14 protein-coding genes and 1 pseudogene are annotated in these 19,671 nt (G+C 44.5%); 6 read left to right on the forward strand and 9 right to left on the reverse strand.

Translation table 11 applies throughout. The annotated features are described in order from the left end of the window. Window positions 1-210: 210 nt before the first annotated feature. Window positions 211-1,086: a toxin-antitoxin system YwqK family antitoxin gene (locus tag L5M71_RS08020; protein ID WP_263206852.1), complete on the reverse strand. Its 876-nt coding sequence runs from the start codon at window positions 1,084-1,086 to the stop codon at window positions 211-213. A gap of 177 nt (window positions 1,087-1,263) precedes the next feature. On the opposite strand from L5M71_RS08020, the pseudogene L5M71_RS23120 reads away from it, so the two are divergent. Next, window positions 1,264-1,374 (forward strand): annotated as a pseudogene (locus L5M71_RS23120) (IS30 family transposase); the annotation flags it as partial. A gap of 305 nt (window positions 1,375-1,679) precedes the next feature. Here the strand turns inward: L5M71_RS23120 and L5M71_RS08025 are convergent. The 4 genes from L5M71_RS08025 to L5M71_RS08040 form a co-directional block, all read right to left on the reverse strand. After that, a complete protein-coding gene (locus L5M71_RS08025) occupies window positions 1,680-2,258 on the reverse strand; it encodes a porin family protein (protein WP_263148076.1) in 579 nt (192 codons plus the stop codon). 601 nt (window positions 2,259-2,859) lie between these two features. Next, the gene (locus L5M71_RS08030) at window positions 2,860-3,711 is read right to left on the reverse strand and encodes a class I SAM-dependent DNA methyltransferase (protein ID WP_263206855.1); all 852 of its coding nucleotides are present in this window, start codon (window positions 3,709-3,711) and stop codon (window positions 2,860-2,862) included. 140 nt (window positions 3,712-3,851) lie between these two features. Continuing rightward, the gene (locus L5M71_RS08035; protein ID WP_113940061.1) at window positions 3,852-4,628 is read right to left on the reverse strand and encodes an EAL domain-containing protein; all 777 of its coding nucleotides are present in this window, start codon (window positions 4,626-4,628) and stop codon (window positions 3,852-3,854) included. Between the two features lie 206 nt (window positions 4,629-4,834). Next, entirely contained in the window at window positions 4,835-5,548 is a 714-nt protein-coding gene (locus L5M71_RS08040; protein ID WP_263206857.1) for an oxidative stress defense protein, read from the reverse strand. Window positions 5,549-5,966: 418 nt separating this feature from the next. Between L5M71_RS08040 and rimO the strand changes: the two genes are divergently transcribed. Further along, window positions 5,967-7,385 (forward strand): 30S ribosomal protein S12 methylthiotransferase RimO, encoded by a 1,419-nt coding sequence (gene rimO, locus L5M71_RS08045; RefSeq protein ID WP_263172890.1) that lies wholly within the window; start codon window positions 5,967-5,969, stop codon window positions 7,383-7,385. 211 nt (window positions 7,386-7,596) lie between these two features. Here rimO and fumC read toward each other — a convergent pair whose 3' ends face one another. Both fumC and L5M71_RS08055 read right to left on the reverse strand, forming a co-directional pair. Further along, a complete protein-coding gene (gene fumC / locus L5M71_RS08050) occupies window positions 7,597-9,000 on the reverse strand; it encodes a class II fumarate hydratase (RefSeq protein ID WP_263172894.1) in 1,404 nt (467 codons plus the stop codon). Window positions 9,001-9,209: 209 nt separating this feature from the next. Beyond that, the gene (locus L5M71_RS08055) at window positions 9,210-9,434 is read right to left on the reverse strand and encodes a ribosome alternative rescue factor ArfA (RefSeq protein ID WP_131523432.1); all 225 of its coding nucleotides are present in this window, start codon (window positions 9,432-9,434) and stop codon (window positions 9,210-9,212) included. Window positions 9,435-9,699: 265 nt separating this feature from the next. Here L5M71_RS08055 and L5M71_RS08060 point away from each other — a divergent pair, with 265 nt between their 5' ends. Beyond that, entirely contained in the window at window positions 9,700-10,548 is an 849-nt protein-coding gene (locus L5M71_RS08060) for a substrate-binding periplasmic protein (RefSeq protein WP_317629940.1), read from the forward strand. A gap of 245 nt (window positions 10,549-10,793) precedes the next feature. Next, on the forward strand, window positions 10,794-12,920 hold the full coding sequence (locus tag L5M71_RS08065; protein WP_263206859.1) for a TonB-dependent receptor: 2,127 nt from the start codon (window positions 10,794-10,796) through the stop codon (window positions 12,918-12,920). Window positions 12,921-13,170: 250 nt separating this feature from the next. Here L5M71_RS08065 and pmbA read toward each other — a convergent pair whose 3' ends face one another. After that, window positions 13,171-14,514 carry a metalloprotease PmbA gene (gene pmbA / locus L5M71_RS08070; RefSeq protein ID WP_263206860.1) on the reverse strand — a complete coding sequence of 448 codons (1,344 nt, stop codon included), beginning with the start codon at window positions 14,512-14,514 and terminating at the stop codon, window positions 13,171-13,173. Window positions 14,515-14,688: 174 nt separating this feature from the next. On the opposite strand from pmbA, the gene yjgA reads away from it, so the two are divergent. Beyond that, window positions 14,689-15,225: a ribosome biogenesis factor YjgA gene (yjgA, locus tag L5M71_RS08075; protein ID WP_198573074.1), complete on the forward strand. Its 537-nt coding sequence runs from the start codon at window positions 14,689-14,691 to the stop codon at window positions 15,223-15,225. A gap of 29 nt (window positions 15,226-15,254) precedes the next feature. Next, the gene (locus L5M71_RS08080; protein ID WP_263206861.1) at window positions 15,255-17,765 is read left to right on the forward strand and encodes an Ig-like domain-containing protein; all 2,511 of its coding nucleotides are present in this window, start codon (window positions 15,255-15,257) and stop codon (window positions 17,763-17,765) included. A 155-nt stretch (window positions 17,766-17,920) separates the two neighbouring features. On the opposite strand, the gene L5M71_RS08085 is transcribed toward L5M71_RS08080, so the two are convergent. Continuing rightward, a complete protein-coding gene (locus L5M71_RS08085) occupies window positions 17,921-19,252 on the reverse strand; it encodes an APC family permease (RefSeq protein ID WP_263206862.1) in 1,332 nt (443 codons plus the stop codon). Window positions 19,253-19,671 lie beyond the last annotated feature (419 nt).

The raw sequence follows: 19,671 nt of genomic DNA on the forward strand, positions 1-19,671 counted from the left end.
TGAGTTAGTCCTCATCCTCTGGAGCAATACCTCGCAAGCTATTTAGCCGCTAAGTGACTTTTAGTCACTTGGATGCTAACTGAAAGTACATTATTTTCTTGTTTTATATTGGGTGGCCTGATTTATATCTTCGCTACAAATGGAGGACAAGATTTATTTCTTCCAACACTAATTGTCAATTGCTGCAATTTTTTTAAAGATTCCATCTAACTAATCATTATTATAAGTCGTTTCTTGAATTAAATGACTATCTTCATTATAGCTTTTCCAAATACCTTCTTTCTTACCATTTTCATAAGTTCCTTCTACTTCTATTATACCATTTTTATGATAACTCTTAAAAAGCCCCTCTCGCTCTCCATTTTTATAATATTCCTCAGCTTGCAATATTCCTTCCTCATCATAGGCTTTATAAAGACCATCTAATTGATCATTTTTATAAACGCCTTCCGCCTCTAATTTACCGTATTCATTATAATATTTAAACAGACCATTTCTAATACCATTAACATAGGTTTTTTCCACTGTTAATCTACCATTTTCATTATAACACCTCCAAACACCTTCTAATTTTCCATTTATATACAACGCTTCATTCTCTAGTTCACCATTACAATGATAAGTTCGATAAAAACCGTCTTCTTTCCCATTTTTAAAAATTTGTACTGTTACTTGACCATTTTCATTATAATATTTCCAAACACCTTCTAAAGTCCCATTTCCATAAGTCAATTCCGACTCTAACTGACCGTTTCTATAATAGCTTTTACAAATACCCTCTTCTTTCCCATTTACATAAAACTTTTCCTCCATTAGTTTTCCATTAGACCAATAATGCTTATAAATGCCTTCTCTAGTGCCTTTTCTATAAGTTCCCTCTTTTTCTAACTGAGCGTCTTTATAATAACTATTACAAATACCATCTAACACTCCATTTTTATAATTTTCTTCTTTTTCTAGCAGACCGTTTTCATAATAACTATTACGAATACCATCTAACTTTCCATCTTCATAATTTTCCTCAATCCTTAGTTGACCATTTTTATAATGACCTGTTACTTTCCCTGTAAATATTTTTTTACTCATTTTGCTATACCATAATTAAGATAACTAAAATTCAACTCCGAAGTGCGATACTCTAATCGGAGAATAGAAGCAAGATTAACGCCCAAGAGTGCAAATCTCAATCTATCAGTTCTATTTTCAACCATAGTTTACTCAAAAGCATACTTATGTTAACCATAGATATAAGAGACTATCACCATGAATTATCTGTATTTGACCATAGTAAGACGATACCAGATTTCTGCTCTTTTAGAACAAGGCTTTCGATATAAATGTACTGATTGTCATCGTCCTAGTGACGATAGGCAATCCTCCCATGCCTAAAATCGGTGGGGTTTGCATGTTTTAAAACGCCTTTTTTAATGAATTAGTTTGATTTTTGTCCACTATATCGTCCCATCATTTTTAATGGTACTCGTTCAAGCAATTTTCGCCATAACAGATTGTAGGCAAAAATGGAAAGTGCATTATATTGTTGTTTGTAAATAGCTCTCAACATTTCTTATTAAATCCAATAACATCTACCATCAAGATAATATTAAAGTAAAAAAGGTATAACACTTAGCGTGTTACACCTCGATGATTAGTACTTTAATTTTAAGTATTAAAAATATCTAGAATCGATATTCAACACCTAAACTTGCTTGTTTAAAGTCCGTTTCTGTATTTGCACCATTAGCTACATTATCCGCATTAATCTCTGCATCATACCAAGTGTACTCAGCATTAATTAAAAATCGGTCTGTGACTTTAAATGCAACACCTGCACCCGCAAATACACCTTCATCATCTTTATTTCCAGAAAAACCGACGACTTTATAATCGGTGGAATACCATAGCTGCCCAGCTTTAGCGTATAACTCGACTCTGTCTACAATTGGAAACATGACTTTAAGGGCTGCCGTATAACCATCGGTTTCGGCATTGGCTAAACCATTACCATAATCACCAAAGTTAATGTAACTACCTTCAAGAGCAAGGTATTTATTAAACTTATAACCAACAAGGCCCTGCATTACATCACTATTATCATCAAAATCATCATCGCCATCGACTTTTAAATAACCGTAGTTAGCGCCGACATAGATTCCGTTTTCTGCGGCATCACTGTTGCTCATGTTATCAGCATGAGAATATGCACTAAAAGAGGCTAAAGAAATAATGGCAGCTAAAGTAAGAATGGGATTTTTCATAAAGTACTCCTAGTTAATTATTTAAATACACTAAGGACATTACAAAAATAATGCCAACCTCGCAAAACCACACTCAGATCAATACACAATTAAAACAATAACCTTACTTATCAATACCATAGATTTATTTTAATATTTTAAATTCAAGTTAACTATTTTTATAAAACACATGAAACTTTTTTCATACTTACACTAAAGCCGTGCTAATTTTGTCTTAATGTATTTATTGCCTATGAAATTGTAACTATTTCATAGGCAATAAAATAAACACACAAAATCATTACATTTAATTAAACCTGTTATCATTTCTATTGTGCGACTTATTTATTAAAGCAAGCTTTAACAGGAATACTGTGCCGCAGCGTTATGAACAAGAGTTATGGATGACGAACTGATTGTTAAACATGGACGTTATTTGGCAAGGAATATCCAAAAGGGGAACGGTACTTTCCCCTTTTGGTCGACTCTTGATGAAAAATTAAGAGTGAAGCCTACAACTTTAATTTGGCTTTACATAAAAACAGACTGAAAGAGAAGCGAGATTTAACGAGTAACACTGACATTATGAGCAGATCTTCTGTTACCAAACTTCAACAGAAGGTCAAATCTTCACGCAAACAAACAGCGCATTACCTGATGCTAAATCCCACGGGACAATTCTTTCATAATCGTGTTCGAAAACATGCACTTCAAAATAGGGCGCTAACAATTCCTGCAGCTCAGTGAAGCTGGTAGCGACCATAGCATGTTGATCTTGCCATTGCTCAATACTGTGGACTTCTTGTAAGCCCACTTTTTGCAAACCTGCGGCGTGTAACCCAGCTTCCAGCGAGCCTAAGCCTTTCATATCAGAGACAGGTAAAGGCGAGACCTCAGCAAACGGCTGACTGCTTTTGGCAATACTCAACTTTAATGACTGTTTCTCACCTTGCCCACTGTAATGCCAGCCGGATTCGAAGGCGAAATGGCTACCATCAAACTCGGCAAAATGCTTAACCGAACTTGTGTTATCGATTCTGTGCTTATCGACAGTATTAAAACAAAACAGCCCACCATCATTAAGTGCGCTATGCACACTGGCGATACAGCTTTTAAGGCGTTCGATGCAAGCACTGTAATGGATGGAGTATAAAAAACAGGTAATCAAATCGACGCGCTCTTCTAAATAAAAAGCCGTCATATCTTGGAGGTTAAACTGAGCCTCAGGGCAACGACGCATGGCCATGTCTAGCATAGGCTGATTAATATCAAGGCCACTGCACTGATAACCAAGGTCGATAAAATGCCGCACATGCGGACCAGTGCCACAGGCTAAATCAAGATGTTGCTTACCATTATTGCCGAGGAACTGATGCAGACGATGGATACTCGCGCTCTGTTGCTGGTAGTTAATATCGGAACACATTAAATCGTAATAACCGGATAAATCGGTATAGAGCGCGTTGGAAGACATAGTAGCGAATAGGTAACAAGGGCAATTTTAGGTGGCGCATGATATATCAGTTAGCCGATATCAGAAACAAAGAATTATCCATCGTGTCTCTGCACGTGTTATCACTCTAATCGTGCAACGATATCAATCCACCTAACCATTTACTTTGGGGCGTGAAAGCTCAGCTCTTCATAGGAACTCAAATATTCGAGTTGTGGTTTGGCAAAATAATACCCCTGAAAATACTCAATCCCTATTCCAGCGAGATAATTAAGTTCGGCTTCAGTCTCAATGCCTTCGGCCAAAACTCTTGTATTAAGCTCTAAACAAATACGCAGTATTTCATCCACGGCTAACTGCTTTTCTCTATCGAGATCGATATCACGGATCAAGGTCATATCAAGTTTTAATACTTGAGGGCGCAGGGCTTCGAGCCAGCTTAAATCAGCAAAACCACTGCCAAAATCATCGATTGCCGTGATAAAACCACGCTTAGCATAGCTCTCGAAGATACGGACTAATTTTGCCCGATCGACAATTTGCTCGCCCTCAGTCACTTCGAACATGATTTTGTGAATATCAAACCCATACATGTCGGCGGCTTCAATCGTCGCGCGGATACAGGTCTCAGGGTTATATACGGCATTAGGTAAAAAGTTGATACTGAGCATCTTATCGAGTCCCAGCTTTGAAGCGGTTTCTATCGCTTTAACACGGCAAGCCTGATCAAAATAGTATTTATTATTTTCATTAATCCGCTCAAACACCCACGCAGCCCCTTCACCATCAGGGCCTCTGACCAGGGCTTCATAACCGCTAATCTCACGACTAGGCCAATGGATAATAGGTTGAAATGCCATTCGAATTTCAAATCCTAATGACTTACCACTTAAGCAATCCATGCAAGTTTGTTGCTTTATTCGAGCGGGAAAATCCATAAACGGCCTCCTAAACATTAACCTTACTAGTGTGAGGATAAATACTTAAATTTGCCAGTTTTTACTGTTCATCATCCTAATAAAATCCATCACATATTAGAGTGAAGAATGCTATTTCCAAAAATATAAAACGATTGTAAACGACATAAAAAAAATGGATGAATCCCAATAGGAGCTTCATCCATCACCATAGGCCTCAGACTGATTTACTTCAGTTTATAAACCACTTCAACTCTATCTTCTATGCTCACTTGACCGTACTGATAGCTCTCGGCGGCGCCCATGGCATCGGCTTTAGCGCTCATACGCAACATGACAGGTTGCACAGGGCGTTGATCGTAATAACGGATCTGCCAAATCTTACCGAGATTTTCACCAAAGCCTTTAGCCAAAGATTCGGCTTTTTGTTTGGCATCCACAATCGCGGCTTGACGTGCTTTGGCGACGTATTCAGCTTCTTTGCTCGACTTAAGGGCGATGTTATTGACCCGATTCATGCCCTCTTCTAAGGCAGAATCTAAAATAGCATTCAAGCGGCTTAAGTCTGTTACCGTCACGGTAATTTGGCGACTGGCAGTATAACCCGTCAGCTCTGGCGCTTTATCCTGCACATAGACGTATTGCGGTTGAAGATTTAAATTCGCGCTCTGGATCTGATCTTTAGTCACACCCGCTGCGGTGAGACGGGCGATAAACTTAGCCACGGCGGCATCGGAATTATCTTTGGCGGCTTTAGCAGTTTTTTCGGTCACGGCCACTTCCACATTCACATCCGCCATATCGGGCTCGACTTGGATTTGACTCACACCCATGGTTTCAATATGCGGGAAATCGACCTCAGCGGCGAGTACCGCTGGCGCCATAAACGCGCTAGAAAAAAGACCACCCGCCACCAATACCGCTAAAAGAGAATTTTTCATAACTTACTCCAAAAATAATGTGCTTATACCTAAACCACTTCAAATAGAACGCATATTCAAACGAGACGGCTAACACGACTGTGTCGCTTATTTAGCGCTTAGGCTATCAGTAAAAAGTGCCAATACCTGTACCAATATGTAACAGCATCAACAAACTGTCTCTTGCTCGCTATAAACGCGGCGGATTTTAAAAATGGTTAATTTTTCTGAAAAATATTTAGCTCTTTTTATCCCTATGAGTTCGACTGCGGATCTCTAGCGGATATCTCTATACCCACACCCAGAATAGGTCATAGGGTTAACTGGCATATTCAGCGCCCTAGTTGTACATTTTTCAGCCAAAGCTACTGTACCTTTTAATCACTTCAGGTATAATCCGCCAACTTTTTTAAGGCAGCTTATACCTCAGCGAGAAACCATGACAGTTGAAACTTTTAAACCCAAGCAAACGACCACGCTTGATATCCCAGTCAAAACATTAGAAGCAGCAAGCACTAATGCTGTTACCACTGGGAATCGCATCGGTTTCGTGTCTTTGGGCTGCCCAAAAAACCTCGTGGATTCAGAGCGTATTCTGACTCAGTTACGCATCGACGGCTACGAAGTCACTAACAGCTACGACAATGCCGACTTAGTTATCGTCAATACCTGCGGCTTTATCGATGCTGCGGTGGAAGAATCTCTGGATGCTGTGCGTGAAGCCTTAGAAGAAAACGGCAAAGTGATCGTCACTGGCTGCCTTGGCGCCAAAGAAAACCAGATCCGCGAAGTGCACCCAGATGTGTTAGAAATCACTGGCCCACACAGCTACGAAGCGGTGTTGAAGCATGTTCACAAGTACGTGCCTAAGCCAGAGCACAACCCTTTCACCTCGTTAATCCCACAAACTGGGGTTAAGTTAACGCCTAAGCATTACGCTTATTTAAAGATTTCAGAAGGTTGCGACAACCGTTGTACTTTCTGCATTATTCCTTCGCTACGTGGCGATCTCGACAGCCGCCCAGCGGGCAGCATCTTAGATGAAGCTAAGCGTTTAGTGGAATCAGGCGTACAAGAAATTCTAGTTGTGAGCCAAGACACCTCGGCCTACGGCAAAGACAAAGGCGGTCGTACCGATTTTTGGAACGGTATACCAGTCAAGCAAGACATTACTAGCCTAGCGCGCCAACTGGGTAAAATGGGCGCTTGGGTGCGTCTGCATTACATCTATCCATACCCATGGGTTGACGATTTGATCCCGCTAATGGCCGAAGGTTTGATTCTGCCGTATTTGGATATTCCAATGCAGCATGCAAGCCCGCGCATCCTCAAGATGATGAAGCGTCCAGGCCGTGTTGACCGTCAGTTAGAAGCGATTCAACGCTGGCGTGAAATCTGCCCAGATCTAGTGATCCGCTCAACCTTCATCGTCGGCTTCCCAGGTGAAACCGAAGAGGATTTCCAAATCCTGCTCGATTTCTTAAAAGAAGCTCGTCTCGACCGCGTAGGTTGCTTTAAATATTCTGAAGTCGATGGCGCTGTCGCCAACACTATCGCTGAGCTTATCAGCGAAGAGGTTAAAGAAGACAGATACCACAGATTTATGGAACTCCAAGCCGAGATCAGCGCCGAGCGTTTAGCCCGTTTCGTTGGCCGTACTTTAGATATTCTGATTGATGATGTAGACGAAGAAGGCGCCATTGGCCGCAGCTTCGCCGATGCACCAGAAATCGACGGCATGGTGTTTATCAATGGTGAAACTGAGCTGGAACCCGGTATGTTGGTTCGTGCCCGCATCACCCATTCAGATGAACACGATCTGTGGGCTGAAGTGGTCGACGCTGACACCCAAGACTAAGCCGTTCTGATATAGGACAGGCTATGACTCAAAAAGCGAACCTCTGGTTCGCTTTTTGTTTTTATCATTTCGTAAGCATTAACACTGCGAATGCTTCAGCATCCTTACTCCACTGTTTCTTCACACTGTCTTGGCCCACGATATTGATTCATTGCCAGCCTCAATTTCGCTGATTTATCAGCAGCTAGGATGAGACGTTTTGAATTAAGCATTAAGCATCGGGTCCCAACATCTTATTGGCATCGACCCAAAGCTCGAACTCTTCTGCAGTCACAAACTCAAGTTCTAATGCCGCTTGGCGCAGTGTCTTATGCTCACTATGGGCTTTTTTAGCTATCTTAGCGGCCTTTTCATAACCGATATGTTGATTTAGCGCTGTCACTAACATGAGTGAGTTCTCCACATGCTGCGCGATTTGTGGCTCATTCGCCACTATGCCGACTACGCAATGGTCATTAAACGACTGGCAAGCATCCCCCAATAAGCGCCCCGATTGCAGCACATTGGCGATGATCATCGGCTTAAACACATTGAGCTCAAACTGACCATTGCTGCCGCCAATCCCAACGGCGACATCATTACCCATGATTTGCGCGCACACCATAGTCATAGCCTCGACCTGAGTCGGGTTGACTTTTCCCGGCATGATCGACGAACCCGGTTCATTTTCAGGCAGTAATAACTCACCAATGCCGCAGCGCGGGCCAGAACCTAACATCCTAATATCATTTGCGATCTTCATTAAACTAACCGCCGCCACTTTATAGGCCGCCGATAGGGCGACTAATTCATCGTGGGCAGCAAGGGCAGCAAACTTATTCGGCGCCGTCACAAAGGGCAAACCCGTGAGTTTTGCAATATTGTCCGCCACCTTAACGGCGTAATCCTTGTGTGTATTCAGCCCAGTGCCGACGGCGGTCGCACCTAAGGCTAACTCGGCCACCCGCTTGAGACTGTGCTCAATGCCTTCGATGGCATGACTTAACTGCGCGGCGTAACCCGAAAACTCTTGGCCTAACGTTAACGGTGTTGCATCCATAAAATGTGTGCGACCGATTTTGACTAGGTGCACAAACTCATCGGCCTTATCCTGCAAGCTCTGCTGCAATAACCTCATGCAGGGCAAAACGAGCTCAACCGCTTGGCGATAGGCGGCAATGTGCATGGCGGTGGGGAAAGTATCGTTGGAGGATTGCGAGCGGTTAACATCATCATTGGGGTGCAAACATTTAACCGTATCGGAGAGTTGCCCGCCCGAGAGCACATGGCCGCGATAGGCAATCACCTCATTGACGTTCATATTGGTTTGCGTGCCCGAGCCCGTTTGCCAAATCACTAAAGGAAATTGCGCATCGAGTTCGCCTGCAATCAGCTCATCGCACACTTGGGCAATCAGTTGAGCTTTATCTTGGTGCAAGACGCCAAGCTGTTGATTGGTAATAGCGGCGGCTTTCTTTAAATAGCCAAAAGCGTAGATCACTTCGACAGGCATAGATGCCTCAGCACCAATACGAAAGTGCTGCCGCGAACGCTCGGTTTGTGCGCCCCAATAACAATCGGCGGCGACTTTAACCTCACCCATAGTGTCGTGTTCAACTCGATATTGCTGTGCCATGTGCATCTCCTTCGCTAAAACGCTCTAAGCGTTCACCATACTCGCTCAGGGCGAAAGTACAATTAACCTCCAACAAGGAGTATCAATAATAAGGCTGATTTAAGCGTAAAGATTGGCGTAAAGGCAGGTGGAGGAGCATGAATTGGCAGGATTAACGAGGCACTAACACAGCAGACTAAAACAGCGAACTAAAGCAGTAAAAAAGCTGATTAACAAAAGCGCAGACCTAGAAAGTCAAAAGGGGCATCGCCCTTGTGCTGATGCCCCTTTCGGTTTTGTGCTTTGCGATCGTATGACCCTTTGCCCTTTTTCGCTTTCTCGGTGCGGGTCCTAAACAAGGGACTCGTCACTAACGCTTTGAGTGCGTTATCGGTAATGGTGCCTCGACCACTTTCGTGTTCTAAGGGCATATTTTGCGGTTTTTGCTTAGTCATTTTATGCCTCACTGCTTAATGAAAGTTAAGCCCATAGCCTAACAGCGCAAACTATAACGCAATCAAATCAGATGTACAGAGTTTGTGCACTCCAACATAAAAAATGACTTTGACTAGTAGGAAAGTATGATAGATTATTCAAACAAAAATAATATATTAGCTTAATAATCAATAAGATTTATTAATAGGTTTAGTGAGTGGATTTTGCCATAACCTTTATTGGCACTCAGGTTACACTTTGTAATCGACAGATAAGGAGATCAATTTGACATCCGTGTTAGTCGCTCAACCTTGGCTCGGCGCACTGTTTTTACTGATAATGCTTCAAACCCCGCTTGCCAACGCTTTTTCCAGTTCAGACTCCTGCGTGATGACTATGGGGTATCGCACCAGCGAACGCTTACCCTTTATCGGAGACGAGTCCAATAACACGGGATTTTATCACGAACTCTACCAAGCGGCGGCGGACAAGATTGGCTGCAAACTCAATGTGGTGCGCGCACCTAAATTACGTATTCTGCGGGATCTCAAACTCGGCAATATCGATTTTTATCCCGGCCTTAATTTCACCGAAGAGCGGGCTCAATACGCGCATTTTATCCCCAATGGACTTTCACAACGTGCGATTGGCATTAGCCGTGCTGGCGCCGCCGATATTCGCTCCATTGAACAGTTAGCCCATAATGAGATGATCCTCTTAATCGCCCCCGGCAGTTACGACTTTGGCGGCTTACCCGACAAAATCAAGGTACGCAAACCGCCTGAGTTAACCGTCCCTAAAGCCTTGGATTATTTACTTTCAAACCAAGGGGACTTTTTTATTTATGATCAAACCACTTTGCATTATTACCTTAAAAATCGTGACCAAAGCCAGTTTAAACTCCACTATCACTACAGCGAATTACCGCAGGAAATGTACCTCGGTTTCTCGAAAAAAAGCCGCCACTACCGCGGTAGACACAACCCCAACTATCGCGCCGATATCCCCATCAGCCCAGATAACAGTCCCACAGTGTTAACACCAGATTCTAAAGTCTTTGAATTTGCCAAAGCACTCGCCGCCATGGATTCCCAAGGTGAAACTCAGCGCTTGTATAGCAAGTATTTTGGCTAGCTTAAATCACAAAAAGTACCGCTAACGCAGAGTTCTATTGGACCTCTTATCAATTGAGGTACCAATAAAGAGCTAAGAGAATCATGCCTAACTGATTAAAAAGTGGAAAATTTATCTTCTGCTCAAGCCATATTCTGATGTTTTAACTCGCTTTGTTACCCTCTGCGACAATATGCCGCACCTGCCACACTGAGATGCTCTTTATAATGCAGCGCAATTAATCCAAGTGAATGGAAGACAATAAGATGGCTGCAAATTCTGCGTATTTATCTCACCCGTTTAAAACTTCAGTAATTTCCTCATCCCTCGCAATCGCCATGGGCTTATCGCTAGCGCCACAGGCCATGGCTGACGACAGCGAATTAGCCAATATTGAACGCTTAGAGGTACATGGCCAACAGACCGAAAACCGTAACGCCTTAGGCTCGGCTGAAAATCTACTGAAAGGGCAAGGAGTCGATTTCTCCGAAGCGGGCGGCGTATCGGCCCTACCTATCCTCAATGGCATGATGGGCGATCGCATCAAAGTGCTGGTTGATGGCGCAGACATTACCGCATCCTGTGCAAACCAAATGAATCCACCGCTGTCCTATATCTCCGCCAATCAAATCACCACAGCCGAGGTCATTGCGGGCGTATCGCCAGTCAGTGCCGGTGGCGACAATATTGCGGGTGTGATCAAGGTTAGCAGCCTTAACCCTAAATTTGGTGAAAGCGAGGCCATCAAATGGAATAGTGGCGATATTTCAACTGGATATCGCAGTGTGAGTGACACCTTATTACTCGGCACCAACGCCACTGTCGCCAGCAAAAATGTCAGTCTTAGCTATCAAGGCGCCTATGAAGATGCCAACAGCTATAAAGATGGCAATGGCGATAAAGTCATCGATACCCTGTACCGCGCACAAAACCATGCACTGACCGCCGCATGGCGCGATGAGACTCAAGAAGTTGCCATCAAATTGACCCACCAAAATATTCCATTCCAAGGTTTTGCTAACCAATACATGGATATGACGGATAACAAGAGTTACGGTGCCCTCGCCCGTTATCAACTCAAACTCGACGATGACGGTGAATTCAGTGCCCAAGTAAACTGGCACGGCGTGAAACACGAGATGGGCTTTTTCACCCCAGAAAAAACCGGCAAGATGCCAATGAACACTGAAGGTGATGACTACAGCTATCAACTGCACTGGCGTTTGCCAATGGGTGATGACAGCACCTTACTGGTCGGCCAAGAATATTATAGCTACCAGCTCGACGATGTTTGGCCTGCGGTGCCTGGCACTATGATGGCGCCCAATGACTACATCAACATCAACGATGGTGAACGCCGCCGCGCCGCCGTTTATGGCGAATGGCAGCAAGATTTAAGTCAAAGCTGGTGGTTATCGGCGGGCGTTCGCTTTGAGTATGTCACCACCAATACAGGTGAAGTCCAAGCCTATAGCAACATGCCTATGATGGGCATGCCCAATGTCGACGCAGAAGCGGCAAAAGCCTTTAATGCGATGGACAGAAAACGTGATGATAATCTGATCGATGCCACCTTACTGGCACGCTATCAATTATCAACCAATCAACAACTTGAGTTTGGTTTAGCCCGCAAGAATCGTGCACCGAATCTGTACGAACGTTACAGCTGGGGCCGCGGCACTATGGCGACCACTATGATAGGTTGGTATGGTGATGGTAATGGTTATGTGGGTAATCCGGATCTTAAACCAGAAACCGCCCATACCCTGAGCGCAGCCTACAAATATAACGGTGATAGCTGGCAAGTCTCGACCACAGCTTGGTACACTGCTGTAACTGACTATGTCGATGCAGAAGTCATTGGTAGCTTCAATCGCACCAGTTCGCCTGATGGCAAACGCAATATTCTCCAATTCACTAACTTAGATGCCAATCTCTATGGCGCACGTTTTAATGCGCTCTACCAGTTTGCCGAAACCAGCACAGGTAAATGGCAAGTGTTAGGCAAAGTGAATGTAACCCGTGGCGAGCGAGATGAAGGTGATGAACCTTTATATCAAATCAAGCCGTTGCAAACTGAGCTGGCACTGCAACATCAGTTAGGTCTGTGGGAAAACAGTCTTTCATGGCAATGGGTTGCGACCAAAGATCGCGTAGATGACCGCCGCCTTGAAAATGAAACAGACAGCTACTCCTTGCTCAATTTGAACAGCAGTATGAAGTGGCAGGATCTGACTGTTACCTTCGCCGTGAATAACCTGTTCGACAGCTACTATGAGCTGCCACTGGGCGGCGTGAGTGTGGCTGAATTTAAGGCCGATAATACCAATGGCTTTAACCAGATTGCCGGTGCAGGTCGCTCGTTTGAACTCAGCGCAAGCTATGCGTTTTAACAACTGATTTTAAAGGCACTGTTTTTAACAACATAGTTTTTAACCACATGGTTTTTAACTGCACGGCTTTTAGGGCGAACAGATCTAATCCGAACGTTAAACAAAAAGGGCAAGCAGATTAAGTGATTAATCGCTTGCCCTTTTTTATGCTCAAACCACATTCATGCCACTAACACTAAAGCACAGGCACTAAAACACTGAGACGACTTAAGCGCACTATGCAGCACGGCTGAACGAGTGACACTATGGATTAGTTGCCCGCAATCTTCATTTCAGATAACAAGATGCCGCCTGTACGAATCGATGAGCGCAAATCAAAATCCTTACTCACGGCTTGTACACCACGGAACATCTCTTTTAAGTTACCCGCGATAGTGATCTCTTCCACTGGATATTGGATCTCACCGTTTTCAACGTAGAAACCCGCCGCACCACGGGAATAATCGCCCGTTACCATGTTCACGCCTTGGCCCATGACTTCGGTCACAATCAAACCTGTGCCCATGTCTTTCACCAATTCGTCGAAGGTTTGGCCTGTGTGGCCGAGCGTCCAGTTATAAATACCGCCCGCATGGCCCGTGTTGGTTAAGCCTAACTTGCGCGCCGAGTAGCTGGTCAGTAAATAGGTTTCTAACATGCCGCGGTCAATAATGCGTCTGTCTTGGGTCGCCACGCCTTCACTGTCGTAGTTCGCACTCGCTAGAGCACCCAGTAAATGTGGCTGCTCTTCGATATTGAACCAATCGGGGAAGATTTGGGTGTTGATCGAATCCAATAAGAAACTGGATTTACGGTATAAACTGCCACCGCTGATCGCACCAATAAAGTGGCCGATTAACCCTGTGGCGATATCTGGCGCTAATAAAATGGGTAAACGCGTCGTCGCGATCTTGCGCGCACCGAGGCGGCTTACTGTCTTCTCCGCGGTCTTTAAACCTATCGTTTCAGGTGCAAGCATCTCGCTGAATTTACGGGCGATAGTGTAATCGTAATCCCGTTGCATATTGCCTTCACTATCTTCACCGATCACACTGCAACTCAAGCTATAACGCGAGCTGCAATAACCGTTTAAGAAACCGTGGCTGTTGCCATACACTTTAACCGCAGTGTGAGCATTGGCACTGGCGCCGTCGGAATTATTGATACGTGGATCGGCATCGAGCGCTGCAGTTTCAGCGCGGATCGCTAGTTGTGCTAACTCATCGGGGGAAATATCTTGTGGATAATACAGTTGAAGATCGCGGATCTGATTTGCCATCAAGGCTTTATCGGCAAGACCACTGAATGGATCAGGAGAAGTATAACGGGCGATATCGTCGGCCGCTTTCACCGCGAGGGCAATGGCCTCTGGACTTAAATCCGACGTCGATGAACTGCCCTTGCAACCATCGCGGTAAACCGTAATTCCTAAGGCACCATCTTTATTAAATTCAACGGTTTCAACTTCTTTTAAACGGGTAGAAACCGACAAACCTTGTTGTTTACTGATCGCCACTTCGGCAGCGTTCGTTCCTAATTTGTTGGCATATTCCAGCGCCACGGCCACCGCATCTTTCAGCGCGCCCAATTCACTATCGATTCTGTTCAAAGACACAAAGCTACTCTTTCGTTGTCGGCAATTGCCGTAGCATAACAAACACAAATCCCATTCACATTAATTATTCGCGGCGGACTTAGGCTTAAGAGCGCATCCTAAGCACATTCACCTAGGCGATTTTTGGCTGGAGATGTTATTATTAGCCAGTAAATTACTTGAGGTTTTATCTATATGAAGATTGTTGGTGATTCAGAACATTTTAAACAGCCCTACGACATAGATGAAGATTATGTCAGCAGCAAAACAACGGACAAGCGTGATAGCGAAGCCGTGCAAAAAGTCGGTATGGAGCTTGTTTCACTGAGCAAGACTCAGCTAGATAAAATCGAGCTGGATGAGTTTTTGTACGACGCTATCCTGCAAACACGCAAAATCAAGGTCAATACTGAGGCGTATCGTCGCCACATGCAGTATATCGGCAAATTGATGCGTAATTTTGATATCGAGCCAATCAAGGCTTCACTCGCTATCGTTTTGAATAAAAACAACAACGAGACCGCTAAGTTACAAATGTTCGAAAAAATGCGTGAACGCTTACTCACCCAAGGTGATGATGAGATTCAAACTGTCGTCGAGCATTATCCGCAATTAGACAGACAAAAACTGCGTACTTTGGTGCGTCAAGCCACCAAAGAACTGGCCAAAAGCCCAGAGTCAAAATCATCTAAAGAGCTGTTTAAATATCTACGCAGCGAAATCCAAGACTAATTAACTTCAGCCCCACAAGGATGTTGCTTATGCGACTTAGCAAAACGTTATGTAGCCTAGCTTTGCTTTTTATTGGACTATTTGGACTCGGGGCCTGTAACGGCCCTGCGGACGAAGATAACGGTGGCACAGATGCCACTGACGGTATCTATAAACTGTCTATCGACTTTAAAACCTTATCGGGTTCTGAATGCGGCAGTGTTACTTCACTCCAAAGTTTCCCTAAAAACACAGGCTTTTGCGCAGTCGCGAAGTTAAAGAAAGGCTCCGCTACAGTGAGCAATCAGAAAGTAGACTTTACGACAGACCTTGGTGTATTAACACCTAATAGCAAACTAACAGACAATAACGGTGAAGCCATTATTATCGTTAGTAATCCTGATTTACTTGTCAATGCAGGGATAATTACTACAACGACAACCCCAAATGATTCCACAACGGCGCTAACAGCTACCCGCAATTTTGAGTTTTTAAGTGCTAGCGATGGTACTTCTCCTGCTGCACCTAAACTCAGCGCCAGTATTTTAAGCAGCTCAGCCTTAGTCACTCGCTTTAAAGTCGATGAGGCGGTGCAATTACAAGCCATATTGCTCGATAGCGAAAGCAAAGGTATCGAAGGCGCTAAAGTCACCTTTACTGCAGGTTCAGCGGCGCTCAATCCTGCCAGTGCGTTGACCAACACTCAAGGTATTGCGCAGGTACCCTATACGCCAAGTGCAACTGAATTAGGGGCAAATGCCTTAACGGTCACTGTGGACTATCAAGGTCAATCGCTGCAAACCAGCAGTTTGTATGAAGTGTTGAGTAAAGATGCAGTCAATCAAGAAGGCACGCTGAAACTCGGCTCATTCAATGGCGCAGTCTTTACCGAAGGTCAATTGGCGAGCACCTTAACGGCCGATGCCAATGGCAAATATAAAATCAGCGCAGGCGGTAGTTTTGGTGTAAGTGCAAGTTTAGTATTAGAGGCCAATGACGGCACGGTTACACGAGTACAAACACCCTCTTCCATCAGCTTTAGCTCAGATTGCACCACAAACAATAGCGCCACACTCGATACCCCAGTTACGACTTTATCGGGTAATGCGAGCTCGACTTTCCAAGACACAAGTTGCAGTGGCAACAGTGAACGTAGCGACCAAATCATCGCCACAACCGTAGCTGGCAATCAGACGTTAACGGCGAATTTCCCATTTACTCTGCAACGTCAAACGCTTGCCAGCTTAAGTTTTGAGTCGGCAGAGCCTGCACAAATTCGCATCAAAGGTGCGGGCGGCACAGGTTCAAGCGAGTCCTCTTTAGTCAGCTTCAAAGTCACCAGCGCCAATGGCCAACCCGCAGCGCAACAGAATGTCAGCTTTACCTTAGATACGGTTGTCGGTGGTTTAAGTTTTGCCAATGGCACTGCGAATGCGCAAAGCCTGACTAACTCCCAAGGTATCGCCAGTGTGCGCGTATTATCCGGTACAGTACCCACGCCAGTACGCGTGGTTGCCACTGCTGTTGATACTGATACTAAAGAAGTCATCACTAGCCAATCAGAGCAACTGACCGTCAATACTGGCTTGCCGCAACAGCTTGGATTTAGTCTATCAACGACAATATTCAATCCAGAAGCAGGTGACTTTAATGGTGAAACTGCAACGATCACCATTCGAGCCTCCGATAGTTTTGGCAATCCAGCGCCCGATGATACTGCTGTCAACTTCACGACAGAAGGTGGCCAGATCCCAACATCATGTTTAACTAAAAATGGGACATGTAGCGTTGTTTGGACTTCACAAACGGCACGAGTACCCGATCACCGCATCACGATTCTCGCTTATGCCTTAGGTCACGAAACCTTCTTCGATACCAATGGCAATAACATCTTTGATGATGCTGATGTTAGTAAAGACATCAATGGCACGCCTGTGCCTGACTTGGCTTGTTTAACGAATTCAGGCGTTGCGAAAAAATGCACAGGCAATGGTATGGACATCGAAGCCTATCTTCCTAGTGGTTTTAGTGATCTAGGTGATGCGTTTAGGGATGACAATGAAGATGGCATTAGGAATTCAGCCGAACCATTTTGGAATACTCAAGCAAAAGAATATAGTTTTGCCGATGGTAAATTTAACGGTCCACAATGCGAAAGCGCACTCTGCGGCAAAGGCCAAGCCAATAAAACCTATATCCGCAAAGCCTTAGTAATGAGCATGTCAGGCTCACAGGCTTATATCAGTGTGATGCAAGACGGTGTGTTATTGCCGAGTGTGAATGACATCAAACCTGTGGCCGTTGGTGCTAGTTCTGAACTAGTAGTATTTGTCCACGACAGTGCGAATCAAATCATGCCAGCTCAGACAAGTATCGAATTGTGCGTCGATTGTGCTGGAACGCCTAAAACCTTCGAGGTTCCCAATACTGTGTATGCGAAAGGCAGTCTAGGTTCACCACTGAAATTTACGGCATCGGCCAACACCAGCGTATCGGTGAAAGTCACGACCCCTAAAAATGTCATCACTGATGGCTTAGGTTTCACAGTACCAGCGCTTTAAAACTCAATTAAGCAAACTGAAAAGACCCGCGAATGCGGGTCTTTTTATTGGAGGATTTTATTAGAGGATGACAACCCACAACCCTTAGATCTACTACACATCTTTAGTTATAGCTGTGCATCTATGAGCCATGACTCTCACTAATTTTATAGCTCTTAATTTTGTAGCTCTACTGCGCGGCGTAAACGGAAACTACGTAAAGCCAAATACAATGCTCCCACAACCGCCCATATAAGCCCCAGCTCTAATGATTGTGGCTCTAAGTTCACCCAAAGCACGCCAATAGTGCCGGCGCCACACAATGGCAAGACTAAGTATTGTAAGTGGTCTCTAAAAGATTTATTACGTCGATCCCTTAGGTAAAACTGCACAATCACGGCTAAGTTTACGAAGGTAAAAGCGACTAAAGCGCCAAAATTCACTAAGGCTAGCGCCATTTCCAAATCAAATGAGACGGCAGACAGCGCAAGCGCCCCCACCAACAAGACATTAAATGCAGGGGTTCGCCATCTAGGATGGATATAAGCAAACCCTTTACGTGGCAACATATTATCCCGCCCCATCACATATAAAATCCGTGCAACCCCAGCATGGGCAGCCATACCGGATGCCAATACGGCAACAGTGGTCGCCACTAATACGATGGACTGGAATAGATTACCACCCACATAGAGTGCAATTTCAGGCAATACCGCATCAAGCTGTTGAAAGCGGGAAATATCGGGGAAATAGAGCTGCAAAAAATAAGACACGCCAACAAAAATCACGCCACCGAGCAAAGCCGTCAACACAATCGCGCGAGGAATAACACGTTGAGCATCTTTAGTTTCTTCAGTCAGTGAACTTAACCCGTCAAAGCCGAGGAAGGAGAAACACAGAATCGTCGCCCCTGTGAATAATGGCGCCATCGCCATATTATCGGCATAAAATGGTCGCACACTCGCGACGACACCTTCGCCTTCACCGAGGGAAATGCTATAGGCCATTAGACCAATGAACACCACAATAATGGCGATCTGTGCAAACACTATCACCCCATTAAAGTTAGCGACGAGATCAATCCCCTTGAGATTAAGCAAGGTCATTATGGTCACAAGAGCAAAAATAAAGATCCAAGGTTCGACGCTGGGAAACATGGCGGTTAAATAGATTTTTGCGAGCAACATATTGATCATTGGCATAAACATATAGTCCAGCAGCGATGACCAACCCACCATAAAACCAACATTCGGGCTAAAGGTTTTTTGAGCATAAGTGTAGGCTGAACCCGCATAGGGATATTTACGTACCAAATGACCGTAACTAAACGCGGTAAATAAAATCCCCGCCAATGCGAATAGATAAGACGTAGCCACATGGCCAGAGGTGATCTCGGAAACAATACCAAAGGTGTCAAAAACGGCCATAGGCGTGAGATAGGCAAGCCCCATCACCACCACTTGCCATAAGTTGAGGGTCTGCTTCAAACCCGGATTTTGTTGGCTCATCAGCACACCCCCATTGTACAGGGTTGAACACCTAAGCACGCATCTGCAATTAGTTTTTGCTTGCGGCTAACCGTCTGCACTCTAGGTTTAATGGCTAACGCAACAACTTGATTTACAACAACTACCGACAATCCGGTACACAACAGCCCCATTGGTCTTTCCTCAGTAAAATAGGTTCAACTGAACCTCATATCATTTCCGGATGTTTACCGGCCTCAATTGTTTTAAAACACATACGCCATAAATAAAAAATAACCGAGATACTGAGTATCTCGGTTATTTTTTCGGCGCGCATTCTCCCCCAAAACCAACAAGAAGACAACCCAATAAGGGCCGTTTGATGGCTATCTGCACGATGAGCGTTAAATTAACGGAATAGAATAGACAAGGATAAAGATGGCTTAAAGCAGTTTGAACAC

Source organism: Shewanella sp. SW1 (assembly GCF_025653545.1).
GTDB classification, from domain to species: domain Bacteria; phylum Pseudomonadota; class Gammaproteobacteria; order Enterobacterales; family Shewanellaceae; genus Shewanella; species Shewanella oncorhynchi.